This window comes from Iocasia fonsfrigidae (genome assembly GCF_017751145.1).
GTDB lineage: Bacteria > Bacillota > Halanaerobiia > Halanaerobiales > DTU029 > Iocasia > Iocasia fonsfrigidae.
Window position 1 is genome coordinate 1590146 of sequence record NZ_CP046640.1, and the last position, 13147, is coordinate 1603292.

Below are 13147 nucleotides of genomic sequence, written 5' to 3' on the forward strand. Positions count from 1 at the left end.
TTTCCGGTTCCGTTCCTTCGTCTCTGCACCCAAATCCATCAACCCAAGTTATGAGCTAACTAAGGGTTGATGGACTTAGCAAATACGGTTACGTTAGGCGAAATCCAACTAGAATAGAGGTGTGATAATGTTAGCTAACAAATTAAATTATGGTGATAAAATAGGAATCATTGCACCGTCAAACCCAATTACCGATGATTTAAAAGACATTTTCTATAATGGCATAAATTTTATCGAGAAACTTGGCTTCAAAGTAGAAATATCGGATAATATTTTTTCGAATTCTATGAATTATTCTGCTACTCCTCAAGAGAAAGTTGATGATCTGCATGACATGTTTATGAATGAAGATATAAGAGCAATTATTTGTGCGCAAGGAGGAAATACAAGTAATTCTTGCTTGAGTTTGATAGACTGGGATATTATAAAAGGAAATCCTAAAATATTTACTGGAATAAGTGATATCTCAGTATTATTAAATGCAATCTATAAAAAAACCGGATTAGTTACATTCCATGGTAATGATGTAATTTGGGGTTTTGGAAAAAATCCAAGTAATTATGATAAAGAAGAATTTATAAATAGATTTGTCTTATCTAAAAAGGAAATATTACCGTCAAACAAGAAAAGAGAGGAATTATTAAAAGGAAATGCTTCTGGAAAATTAGTTGGAGGTAATTTGCGTTGTCTTTTAAAGTTATCAGGAACAGAATATTTCCCTGATTTCAAGGATAGTATTTTATTTATTGAAGATATAACTGAAGAATTAGATAGCCTTGATTCTTTATTAACCCAAGTAGAGCATATAGGGATTTTTGAAAAAATTAATGGAATAATTATAGGTTATATTGATGGAATAGACAATAATGATAAGAAACCAACTAATTTAGAAGAGATTTTATTAAAAAAGATAGGGGATAAAAATATACCTATATTAAAAGCACCAGATTTTGGACATAATTGCTTTAATTCTGTATTACCTATTGGAGCCGAAGTAAATATTGACACAAATAAAAATGAAATTAAAATAATTAATAAATTTCTGACGTAGGAATACTATGAAAGCAGTTGGACTTCGCCTAACAATATATTTCCGGTTTCGTTCCTTCGTCTCTGCACCCAAATCCAGCAACCCAAGATAGGAGCTATCTAAGGGTTGCTGGACTTCGGAAATACGGATACGTTAGACGACAGTGCGCCACGAAGGCATATATATGCTGCAGGAACTGCAGCATATATAGGGCCGTGCTATACAAAAGATGAGGGTGGGCCCCTCGGAACCGCCATACAGGTGGAGGTTTCAAACTACCTTAAGCTGCTGTAGCCAAAAGCTATGGTAGTGAGCGTTAAGGAAAAGGCAGAGCTAGACTTTGTCAGGTAGGTGCTATGGAGACGAATAAAAGAGAACCACTGAATAAAGTGTCGAAAGCGTAGGGATGTCATCAAAACCAGGGGGGAGTCGTTAATCTGGGATAAATCTGGAGGAAACCTGTTTACTGTCCAGGTGGTGACCGGCATGAAGGTGGCGTGAACATAGTACAGGCTTTTGTATGGAACGTGGGAACCTACGATTCTGATGTTAAAGGAAAAATTCAAGTGGAGACTCCACAAGAATGAAAGTACCGATGCAGAATATAGGGGCGGAACAGTTAATAGTAATGATGAAGCTTCTGTAATGGAAGTGGAGTAAAGGAATTGTGTTATTCAGTTTTGAACGTTAGTCAACCAGGAATGGGAGGAGCTAAATGAACAAAGCAAAGTCGTTTAATATTCCAAAACAATTAGTATATAAAAGGTGCGGCAGGAATTGATAATCAAACAATAGAACAGTTTGAAGAAAATCTAAAGGATAACCTTTACAAGATATGGAACAGGATGTCTTCTGGTAGCTATTTTCCATCATCAGTAAAAGTGGTAGAAATACCAAAGAAGAATGGTGGAATAAGAAGGCTAGGAGTACCAACAGTAGAGGATAGAATTGCTCAGATGACAGCGAAGATATTCTTTGAGCCAATAGTAGAACCATACTTTTACGAAGACTCCTATGGGTATAGACCTGGGAAATCAGCAATAGATGCTGTAGGAATAATTCGGAATGGAGGCAGAAATAATACACAAGCAATTAAAACAAAGATTAAGAGAATGTAAATTAGAACTGCATCCTGATAAAACAAGAATAGTGTACTGTAAAGATGATGACCGTAGGGAAGAGCATGAAAATATAAAATTTGATTTTCTTGGATATACATTCAGACCTAGGAGGTCAAAGAATCGTTATGGTAAGTATTTCATTAACTTTACACCTGCTGTGAGTAACAAAGCATGTAAAGCAATGAGACAGGTTATCAGAAACTGGCGGATACATCTTAGACCAGATATAGAATTAATAGATATATCCAGAATGTATAATCCTATAATTCGTGGTTGGATAAATTATTACGGTCGTTATTATAAATCTGCATTATATCCGGTATTAAAACACTTGAACAGAGCTTTGGTGCACTGGGCGAGAAGAAAATACAAGAAGTTGACCAGGCATAGACGGCGAGCAGAACGCTGGATGGGACGTATAGCAAAGAAAATGAAAAGATTATTTGCACATTGGAAGATGGGAATATTACCAACGGCTGAATAATGGGAGCCGGATGAGCCGAGAGGTTCACGTCCGGTTCTGAGAGGGCCTGAGGGTGGAATTCCCTCGGGCTACTTACCTATGCCTAGACTGTAGAAAATGGGAGTTGTTTTAAATGAATAAACAAGAAGAAATAAAATTTTTTAATAAGAATGCAAAATCTTGGACTGATGATCAAAATAGTATTGATGTAGCAAAAGATTTTATTGATAGATTAAAAGTTGAAAACGACACAGTTTTAGATGTTGGAGCAGGAACAGGAATATTATATAGGATTCTTAAAAAAGTGGGGATTAGCAAATATATAGGAATTGATATTGCAGAAAATATGATAAAAGAATTCACAAGATTACACCCAGAGGCTGATGTTAGACAAGCAGATTATGAATCGAGAATATCCCTAGACGAAAATTTTGATATAATAATTATATTTGATAGCATACCACATTTTAAAAAGTTAGATAATGTATTTGATAATTCATACAACAATTTAAAATCAAACGGGAAATTTATAATAGTACATTCTAAGACAAGAGAGGAATTAAAAAAACATCATAAAAAAATAGGTTATAAACCAGTAAGAGAACCAATTCCTAATGATGAGACACTAATATCCTTAAGTAAGAAATATAATTTTAAAAATATAAGAATAGAAAATAAAAGTTATTTTATGTTTATATGTGAAAAGGAATAGGCATACAATCGTCTAACAAAAAGTTTGCGGTTCCACTCCTGACGTCGTTGCACCCAAATTCCTGAACCTAAGCCAAGTCTGGCTAAGGCTCAGGAACTTCGTAAACTCGGTTACGTTAGACGAAATAACCCTAGTGGGAAAGGACTGTTAAAAATAAAAGATTGGTTTAATCCAAATGACGATAGCAAAACAATTATCTCAGCCCAAGAACACATAAAAAGTTCTCATGGATATCAGAATTACAATATTAAGTTAGGTAATACTACATTATTATTTGAAACAGGCATAGCTATACCATATATTGAAGAAAATTATGACACATCTATATTAATAGATAAATTACCTGGATTTTTATATAATCCAAAATGTTTAAAATTTAAAAATAATGAAGATCTTAATTTGATTCAAGGAGGATATGGTTCGCCTGCCGCAATTGATACACTAGAAACTATTATTGCAATGGGTACAAAAAGAGTTGTTATCTTTGGGATGTGTGGAGGAATTGGGAAAGATTTAGAGGTAGGAGATTTAATAATTCCTAAAGAAGTAATTAGAGAAGAAGGAACTTCTTATCATTATTTAAAAAGTGGGATTAATTCTGAACCAGATATAGAATTATTGCATAAAGCTGAGAATTTTTTTACAAAACATTATGAGAAAAAAACATTTACTGGTAAGACAGTTAGTACAGATGCAGTTTATAGACAAACAATAAATAAAGAAAAGAGTTGGAGAGAAGAAAGTATTTTAGGAATAGATATGGAATCATCTGCTTTGCTAGCGGTTTGTTCTTATTATAAGATACCTGCAGTATCTATACTTATAGTATCAGATAAACATAATTTAGATGATAAAGAGGATTGGAACTGGGGTTCTAAAAGTTTCAATAATGATAGAAAAAAGGCTATTGATTTGTGTATTAAGTTTGTGGCGGGTTACATCGTCTAACAAATCAGGAGTATTTCCGCAATTGAGCCAAAAAGAAAACCCAAATCAATAATAATAAATATGATTTGAGCTTTTCAAATCTGCTAAACTATGAGATACAATTGAGGAAATACTTTGTTGAACGAAGCTGCGGCGCTCAAGATATTAATCTATGGATTTTTAATAAATCTTCAAATCATTAAAATTAAATAAAAGATATAAACATAAATAAGAACCCAAGAAATAACAAGAAAAAAACTAAAAAATAGCAACCCAGGGATGCAAGTTCCCCCTCCCCATAAAGTCAATTTTTATAAAATTTAAGAATTAGATCTGGAGGGCCTTTAAAGTTTCTGGGTAACTCATCTTCAGTAACAAATTTATGACAACCACATACAGGACACTTTTTAATTTCAAGACCGAGTTTTTCAATAAGCTGATCAGTAGAAAGTCTAATATATTCAATAATCTTTGTACTGGTAAGTTTTTTACATAAAAGAAGTTTGGTCTTTCGGTTTCGACTGCCCATAATACCAAAGTAACGGATCTTTTTGAATCTCTTTGGTAGGATATGCATAAGAAATCTTCTGATAAATTCAAAGACATGGAGTGTCATAAATTTCTTTTTATTTTTATGCTTATAATCTTTATACGTAAAAGTGACCTGATGATTCTTCACTTTAACAATTTTGTTATTGGCAATAACAACCCGATTTGTATATTTAGCAAGATAGTTAACAACATAGGAAGCATTTTTAAAAGTCTTTTCACAAAAGACAACCCAATTTTTATTGTACAAAGTATCAATAAAACCCTGATAACTTCTATTATCATTTAAAAAATTAATATCACCATAGAAATTAATATTACCTGCTAACACTTCTTTTTTAAAGAAAGCCAGAAATTTACCTCTGAACTTTTTAGCAATAACTTTAACAGGCATAAAGAAATTATTTTTTGACTTAATCCATTGATTAATAGATGATAATCCCCCTGCAGGTATGATACAATGTAAATGAGGGTGAAAAGAAAGAGTCTGTCCCCAGGTATGCAAAACAGCAGTAATGCCGATTTGTGCACCAAGATATTTTTTATCAAGAGCAAGTTCCTGCAATGTCTCTGAAGCGGCCTTAAAGAGAAGCGAATAAAAAATTCTTTGATTTTTAAGAGCAACAGAATTAAAATCAATCATCAGGAACAGTAAAAACAACATGAAAATACTTTTCATTAAGCATATTAGCCTGTTGTTTAAGAATCCACTGTTCTCGCTCAAGGCCCTGACATTTAGGACAATGCCTGTTACGACAGGAATTATATGAGATGCTTAAGTGACCGCATTCTACACACTTATCAATATGTGCACCCAAAGCAGAAGTACGGCAGTTAATCAAAGCCTGGATAACATTAAAGGCATTATGGTGGACAGGAAAATTCTTTTTAAACTCATCCCAATATTGGATTAAAATGTCCTGAATCTCAGGCATTTTTATCATAGCTTAAGGTATCAAGGGGGCTTTTTATCTTAAGCACTATTGTATCTCTTAAATGGAGATACAAGCTAGTTGTTTTGATGCTGGCGTGTCCCATGAGTTGTTGAATATATACAAGGTCAACGCCAGCATCAAGCAAATGAGTAGCAAAACAATGTCTCAGTGTATGAAGAGAGGCCTCTTTTGCAATACCCGCATCAATTCTGGCTTTACGAAATTCTTTCTGTGGTGTTCTGGAACTCAAATGAATCTCAGGATTTTGTCCCGGGAAAAGCCAGTATTGAGGTTTATATTCTCTGTAATAATCACGTAGAATATCAAGATTAATATTTGACAAGAGGGTATGTCTATCTTTATAGCCCTTACTCTGATTAACAATAATTTTCATACTGTAACTATCAATATCTTTAACTCTCAATCTAACAACTTCTGAAACACGCAACCCACCACTATAAATAGTATAGAAGATAGTCTTGTGTTTAAGATTATTAACCCTATCAAAAATAGCCTGAATTTCTTTTTTGGAGAGGATAACAGGGAGTTTTTTCTGTTTTTTAGCTCTGGGAATATACTTAATATCCCAGTGTTGATCAAGGGTTGACTCAAAAAAGAAGCGCAGAGCACTATATGCCTGATTAACATATCCTGTACTTAAATTTCTTACATCAATGGCATGAGCAAGAAATTCTCTGATATGATCTGAATTAAGAGAATCAGCATCAGAATCAAAGAACTTCTCAAAATGTTCAATATGTCTGAGATGACAAACCTGGGTTCTACTACTGAAATTTCTTAACTTCATGTCCTGAATCATTTTTTCTTTGAAAACTGTCATAAACCACATCTCCTTAAAATTTTTTATTCTATTTTACATAAAGATGTGGTGAAATTAAATAGACTTATTTGAGGATTATATGTTATGCTAGGAGAAAGCCACTGCGTTAGCAGTTTTGTTCAACAAAATATTGCCGACTCCATTCCTGACGTCATTTCGTCCAAATCCATCAGACCAAGATAGGAGCTATCTAAGGTCTGATGGACTTCAGCAATACGGTTACGTTATGCGAAAGACCCCCAAGTAAGTGTATGTATTGTACGTTATGTATGTGATTTTTTAAAAAAAGGACGTGAATAAAATGGAGGTTAAAATAAGAGAAGCAAATTTTGAAGACTATAATGAAATTAAGATACTAATGAATCAAGTTCATAATTTACACTGTCAAAACAGGCCAGACATTTATGTAGATACAAATGAACCTTTAAAAAAAGAGGAATTCAAAGAAATAGTTAATAATAGTAATAAGATTGTGCTTTTAGCAGAATGTCAAGACAAGGTTGTAGCCTTAAGTATAATTACGATTAAAGAACCTTCTGAGAATCCTATATTAGTTTCTAGAAAGGTTGCATACATGGAAGATTTATGTGTTCATAAAGATTATAAGAGAAGAGGAATAGGAAAGATGGTTTATAATGAAGCATTAAAAAGGATAAAATTGCTTGATATAGATAGTTTAGAATTGATGGTTTGGTCTTTTAATAAATCAGCAATAAAGTTTTACGAAAATATGGGAATGAAGCCACAATATTTAAAAATGGAAATGAAAATAGATTAAAATAATATATGAGACATTTAGTATTTTGTACAATCTAGTAAAAATGATTATGTAAAAGCATATGGGGGTAGGGGGTCCATCACATAACATGGTATTTAAGATTCCGCTACGCTCCATGCAAATTTCTTCACCAAGCCAAGTCTGGCTAAGGTTCAGAAACTTCTTAAATACCTGGTACGTTATGCGACATGCTAGGAAGAGAGGAAAACAAATGAAAAGATTAGATACTTATTGTGGATTATATTGTGGTAGTTGCGAAATATTTTTAGTTAATCAGAGAGACTTAGTAGAAGAAACTGCAAAAAAATGGAAAACGAACTCAGAAGATTTATATTGTAACGGATGTAAGAAAGATACTAATTCAGTATTTTGTAAAGATTGTCAAATTAAATTATGTTCAGAAAGCAAAGAACTAGATTATTGTTTTCAATGTGAAGATTTTCCCTGTGCTGATTTAATAAAATTTAAGAATGATGAAAATCCACATCATTCAATAGTCTTACATAACCTTAATAATATAAAAAAAATCGGAACAAAAAAATGGTTAAAAGAGCAGGAAAAAAGATGGAGTTGTCCAGAATGTGGAGAAAAATATTCCTGGTATGATGAAAAGTGTTCAAACTGTAACAGATATGTTAAAAGTTGTATTGATGATGAAAAAGAAATAAAATTAAAATATTTATGGAGTGAATAAATTGAGTAATGTTGACAAGAGAAATAAATTAGATGAACAAATATTTTCTTATAGAACAACAAAAGATGGTAAGATTTTTATTTATTGGTATGATAAACAAGTAAAAATATTAAAAGGTAAGCAGGCAAGTAAGCTTTTGTTAAAAATAAGTAGAGCAGATAAAAAAGAAAAACAATTATTGCTGGCAAAAATTACAGAAAACTTTAAAAAAGGAAATGAAAAATAAGTTGATAGAGTATGAACGGTCGCACGATCGCATAACACAGTATTGCCAGTTCCACTCCTAACGTCGTTTCACCCAAATTCCTTCGTTAAGGGCAGTTGCCCTAAAACTCAGGAACTTCTTAAACCCTCGGGACGTTAAATGGAAGTGGTCATAAGCAAGGATTTGATACCTTTTATGCTTTTAGAACAAAGCACCAATACTCAGGTAAATTTAACAAAGAATTTGAAACCGATATGCCTGATTAACATATCCTGTACTTAAATTTCTTATATCAATGGCATGAGCAAGAAATTCTCTGATATGATCTGAATTAAGAGAATCAGCATCAGAATCAAAGAACTTCTCAAAATGTTCAATATGTCTGAGATAACAAACCTGGGTTCTACTACTGAAATTTCTTAACTTCATGTCCTGAATCATTTTTTCTTTAAAAACTGTCATAAACCACATCTCCTTAAAATTTTTTATTCTATTTTACATAAAGATGTGGTGAAATTAAATAGACTTATTTGAGGAATTATATATTATGCTAGGAAAAAGCCACTGCGTCAGCAGTTTTGTTCAACACAGTATTGCCAGTTCCACTCCTGTCGTCGTTCCACCTAAATTCAGGTACCTAAATAAGAGCTATCTAAGGCCCCCTGAACTTCGGCAAACCTATACGTATATGAAAGAATGAGCCTGTTTTTTAGTGGATAATGATTGGTGAATGTAAAGTATTGATTATAAATTAAGGAGTCAAATGACATGCAGAATTTAGTGGTTCGAAGACCAAGAATTGAAGAGATAGATTCCATAAATGAGTTTTTTGAACTTGTAATTAGGGATACATTTGAAAGAAATGGAATTGCTGATTTAGTAGAAACTTTGGAAGGAGAGATAGAGGATAAAAGAAAATGCTTAAATCAAGATATAGAAAGTAATGGTGAAAAAAGATATTTTCTTATAGTTACAATAGATGATATGATAGTTGGTTCTATTGAGTATGGACCATCTAATGATTTAATAATTACATGTACGAATGGAGAATTAAAAGATCTAGTAGAGATAGGAACAGTTTTTGTGCATCCTGAGTATCAAAGAAAAGGTGTAGGAAATATTATGTTAATTCATATATTTAATGAATTAAAGAACAAGGGAATAAAAGAGTTTTGTTTTGATAGTGGATATAAAATTGCACAGAAGATATGGATTAAGAAGTTTGGAGGTCCAGAGTATTATTTAAAGAATTATTGGGGAGAAGGTGCTGATCATATGGTTTGGAGATTGAAGGTAAGTGATGTCCTAGAATAAAAAATTTGAGTGTGTCGTTCTAAAGATAATTAATCTAATGGGGACGGCTCATTCCTTCGCAATCCCATTACGGCTAAAAACCAGCCTACCCTAACGGGACATTGTCTCTGTCATGTCTTTTGCATTAATTATGCATGTAATATATGAGCAAAAGCCATGCCAGCCCTACGGGACGACAACGTCGGGAATGCTCGGGACGTTAGGCGACATACCAAATTAAAATAATTACAATATGGAGGAATAATTATATGAGTAAAATATTATTAGCAGGAGCAACTGGATACTTAGGTGGTTATATATTAAGTGAGCTTTTAAGACAACAACATGAGGTAAGAGTTATCGTCCGAAATAGGACAAAATTAGAACAAAAAAATTATGAAAAAGTTGAAGTAATAGAAGCTGAAATAACTAAGCTAGAATCAATCAATAATTGTTGTGATAATATTGATTTTGTTATCTCTACAGTAGGAATTACAAAACAAAAAGATGGCCTTACATATATGGATGTTGACTATCAAGCTAATAAGAATTTGTTAAAAGAAGCAAAGAAAAGTGGTGTAAAAAAATTTGTTTATATTTCTTTATTAAACGGGCAAAAACTTAAAAATCTAAAAATATGTGAAGCAAAAGAGTTATTTGTAAATGAATTAAAAAAATCTGGTATTGATTATTGTATCATTCGACCAAATGGATTTTTCTCTGACATGTCAGAGATTTTTTATATGGCACAAAAAGGACGTGTTTATCTATTTGGTGATGGAAAATATAAAGCAAATCCTATACATGGTGAAGATCTAGCAGTAGTATGTGTAAACTCTATCGAGAATGCAAGAAAAGAGATAAATATAGGGGGGCCTGAGACATTATCGCAAAATGAAATTGCTAGTATTGCTTTTAACATTGCAGAAAAAGAAATTAAGATAACATATATACCTAATTGGATAAGAAAAATTATCTTATTCATTATAAGAACATTTACTTCTCAAAAGTTTTATGGATCAATAGAGTTTTTCTTAACTGTCTTATCAATGGATATGATTGCTCCAGAAAAGGGTAAACATACTCTGGAAGAATTTTATGGGAATTTAAAAAATAATCATATGTAAGATATTATAAAAGATAATTTGGTACGATCGCTTAACAATATATTGCCAGCTCCATTCCTAACGTCGGACATGATATAATGAAAAAATACAATATCAAATTCATTAGACTGTGTAGACAGGCGGTTGGTTAAATGGACGATGTGTAAATTTAAAAGATTTAGGACACAGAAAGAGAGCAGAAAGATGGCTATCTGAAGTGCAGAAGAGAGATCCTAATTTATTTGCACACTGGCAATACCGGAATAGAAATATTAATATGGGTTGAATGATAAGAGCCGGATGAAGAGAGACTTTCAAGTTCGGTTCTGTGAGAAGCTTGAGGTGAAAATCCCCTGGCTTACTCGATTTGTAACATTGCACACTAATTATAGAAATAGAGTTTATTTATATTGTACGAGGTGTAAGGATATGATAAAAAAGGAAGAATGCATAAAAAGATACTTTAATATGTGGTTAAGTAAAGATGGTTCATGTCTTAATGAGATATTTGAGTTTAATGTTGTATATAGTGAATGTTATGGTCCTGAGTATAGAGGAATAAGACAAATTATCCAATGGTTTGATGATTGGAATGAACGGGGAACTGTTATAAGGTGGGATATAAAGCAATTTATACATCAGATGAATCAAACTGCTGTAGAATGGTATTTTGAATGTGAATTCGCTGGGCAAATCTCTAGGTTTGATGGGGTATCTATTATTGTATTTAATGATAATGGAAAGATTATTGATATAAAAGAGTTTCAATCGAAAGCAGAGCATGAATTTCCTTACGGGAAATTATGAATATAATCTTATGGCTATTTAGTGATTAATAAGAGAGATATATAAGCCTCCTACATAAGGGGGTTTTATTGTTTTATGTCTAGTTTCGTCGAAGTTGAAGGAATTATAAATATCATGATGAAGTAGATAGTAAAAAAGACTTAGTAAGGGGTTGATTCCTACTATATGCTTATTGTTTAATGAATAATCAGAAATAGTCAATTAATATGAAACTCTAATTAATCCTGACAAAGGTTTGGGGCCTACATAACTTTTAGCTTTTCATATCTTTGCTATCCTTGTATCTAATGAAGGTGACTTGATGGTTTGATATTATTGATTAACTATATAGTAATCTATATTTTACTTTTACGCAATGCACATAAGAAAAAAATATAGGTACTTAGATGCAATACGTGAAGTCTATTGTTATATGACATTCTAATAACGTCTGCTATTTTTATAAAAAGGATGAGGCAAGATGCAAAAAAGATTAATCAAAACAAGTATAATCTTAATGGTTATTCCATTAATTCTAAGATTAATATTATTTCTTTTTTTTAACAATTATGCTCGGTTAAATATATTCTTACACTATATTTATTATGAATTTATGTCTTGGACAAGAATCATAATAATTATAGTTTTAGTTGATATTCTTATAATCTTATTTATAGAGTTATCAAAAAAAGATATAAGTACAATTAAAAAGATGGCATATCATGTATCAAGAGTTATAATTATTATAATGTTAATTTTATTTATAAGAATAGGACAGATGAGTATAGATATAGAGACATATCTGTCTGGTGAGATTCAAACAAAACTAATTAGAATTGCTGACATCGAATTATCTGATGGAAGATATGAAGAAACAGAATTACCATATATAATAACAAGTTATAACGATGCTTTTTTTTCCTTATATAAGAAACTAGATAAAAATTTAATGATAAAAATGAAAAACGGATATAAAACTTTACAGACATTTGAAATAGGTTATATAGAAACTTATAATAGTAAAGTTATTTTACAAATAGATGAATATAGATAATCAAAATATTTTAGTGGGTTGAGACCATTAGAACGTCATATAACAAAATATTTCCGGTTCCGTTCCTTTGTCTCTGCACCCAAATCCATCAACCCAAGTTAGGAGCTAACTAAGGGTTAATGAACTTCTTAAATCCCTGGTACGTTAGACGAAATATTTTAAATACTTTAATACTACTGATCGTTTAAAATAAGGAGGAGAATAAAACAATGGATGAAAATATTAAATGGCACCAAGCTATGAAAATAGAAAGAATACTAGATAATATTAGAAATAATAATATGAAGGGTTTTTATGTGAAGACTCGGGAAGATTTGATTAACAAAATAAAGGAACTTGTTTCGGAGAGATCTGTCGTTGGAGTTGGAGATTCAATGACATTATTTGAAACTGGCATTATAGATTTATTAAGAAAAGAAAATTATATATTTTTAGATAAATATAAAGAGGGCTTAACAAGAGCTGAAAAAGATAAACTTTATTCAGATATTTTTAGTGCTGACACTTTTTTATGTAGTACAAATGCAATCACAGAAAAAGGAGAATTATATAATATAGATGGGTACGGGAATAGGGTATCTGCAATGTAAGCGTCAAATATAACCCACATTCCTTACAGCCGAAATCTATGAGATAATTTCCCTGAGGGAGGT

At 31.8% G+C, this 13147-nt stretch carries 13 protein-coding genes and 2 pseudogenes; 12 read left to right on the plus strand and 3 right to left on the minus strand.

The window, feature by feature from the left end; translation table 11 throughout:
• Positions 1–127 precede the first annotated feature (127 nt).
• The 4 genes and pseudogenes from GM661_RS07555 to GM661_RS07575 all read left to right on the plus strand — a co-directional run bounded on the left by GM661_RS07555 (position 128) and on the right by GM661_RS07575 (position 4274).
• A complete protein-coding gene (locus GM661_RS07555) occupies positions 128–1051 on the plus strand; it encodes a S66 peptidase family protein (RefSeq protein ID WP_230869460.1) in 924 nt (307 codons plus the stop codon).
• A 694-nt stretch (positions 1052–1745) separates the two neighbouring features.
• Positions 1746–2635: pseudogene (locus GM661_RS19160) on the plus strand (group II intron maturase-specific domain-containing protein).
• A gap of 112 nt (positions 2636–2747) precedes the next feature.
• Positions 2748–3326: a class I SAM-dependent methyltransferase gene (locus GM661_RS07570; protein ID WP_230869463.1), complete on the plus strand. Its 579-nt coding sequence runs from the start codon at positions 2748–2750 to the stop codon at positions 3324–3326.
• Between the two features lie 399 nt (positions 3327–3725).
• Positions 3726–4274: a nucleoside phosphorylase gene (locus GM661_RS07575; protein WP_230869464.1), complete on the plus strand. Its 549-nt coding sequence runs from the start codon at positions 3726–3728 to the stop codon at positions 4272–4274.
• A gap of 283 nt (positions 4275–4557) precedes the next feature.
• Here the strand turns inward: GM661_RS07575 and GM661_RS07580 are convergent.
• Positions 4558–5737: pseudogene (locus GM661_RS07580) on the minus strand (IS91 family transposase).
• Positions 5730–6578, minus strand: a complete 849-nt coding sequence (locus tag GM661_RS07590) for a tyrosine-type recombinase/integrase (RefSeq protein WP_230869467.1) — start codon at positions 6576–6578, stop codon at positions 5730–5732. Before GM661_RS07590 ends, GM661_RS07580 begins: the two are co-directional and overlap by 8 nt.
• Before the next feature lie 301 nt (positions 6579–6879).
• On the opposite strand from GM661_RS07590, the gene GM661_RS07595 reads away from it, so the two are divergent.
• The 3 genes from GM661_RS07595 (at position 6880) to GM661_RS07605 (ending at position 8276) form a co-directional block, all read left to right on the plus strand.
• On the plus strand, positions 6880–7356 hold the full coding sequence (locus GM661_RS07595; protein ID WP_230869468.1) for a GNAT family N-acetyltransferase: 477 nt from the start codon (positions 6880–6882) through the stop codon (positions 7354–7356).
• Between the two features lie 211 nt (positions 7357–7567).
• Positions 7568–8050 (plus strand): DUF3795 domain-containing protein, encoded by a 483-nt coding sequence (locus GM661_RS07600; RefSeq protein WP_230869469.1) that lies wholly within the window; start codon positions 7568–7570, stop codon positions 8048–8050.
• 1 nt (position 8051) lies between these two features.
• Positions 8052–8276 carry a hypothetical protein gene (locus GM661_RS07605; protein ID WP_230869470.1) on the plus strand — a complete coding sequence of 75 codons (225 nt, stop codon included), beginning with the start codon at positions 8052–8054 and terminating at the stop codon, positions 8274–8276.
• 210 nt (positions 8277–8486) lie between these two features.
• Here the strand turns inward: GM661_RS07605 and GM661_RS07610 are convergent, their stop codons facing one another.
• Positions 8487–8717, minus strand: a complete 231-nt coding sequence (locus GM661_RS07610) for a phage integrase N-terminal SAM-like domain-containing protein (protein ID WP_230869471.1) — start codon at positions 8715–8717, stop codon at positions 8487–8489.
• Between the two features lie 306 nt (positions 8718–9023).
• On the opposite strand from GM661_RS07610, the gene GM661_RS07615 reads away from it, so the two are divergent.
• From GM661_RS07615 to GM661_RS07635, 5 genes are all read left to right on the plus strand, one after another.
• A complete protein-coding gene (locus GM661_RS07615; RefSeq protein WP_230869472.1) occupies positions 9024–9569 on the plus strand; it encodes a GNAT family N-acetyltransferase in 546 nt (181 codons plus the stop codon).
• Between the two features lie 248 nt (positions 9570–9817).
• Positions 9818–10675, plus strand: a complete 858-nt coding sequence (locus GM661_RS07620) for an SDR family oxidoreductase (RefSeq protein WP_230869473.1) — start codon at positions 9818–9820, stop codon at positions 10673–10675.
• A gap of 408 nt (positions 10676–11083) precedes the next feature.
• Positions 11084–11461: a nuclear transport factor 2 family protein gene (locus GM661_RS07625; protein WP_230869474.1), complete on the plus strand. Its 378-nt coding sequence runs from the start codon at positions 11084–11086 to the stop codon at positions 11459–11461.
• Positions 11462–11921: 460 nt separating this feature from the next.
• The gene (locus tag GM661_RS07630) at positions 11922–12494 is read left to right on the plus strand and encodes a hypothetical protein (protein WP_230869475.1); all 573 of its coding nucleotides are present in this window, start codon (positions 11922–11924) and stop codon (positions 12492–12494) included.
• Between the two features lie 209 nt (positions 12495–12703).
• Complete coding sequence (locus GM661_RS07635; RefSeq protein WP_230869476.1) at positions 12704–13084, plus strand: lactate utilization protein; 381 nt, start codon at positions 12704–12706, stop codon at positions 13082–13084.
• Positions 13085–13147 lie beyond the last annotated feature (63 nt).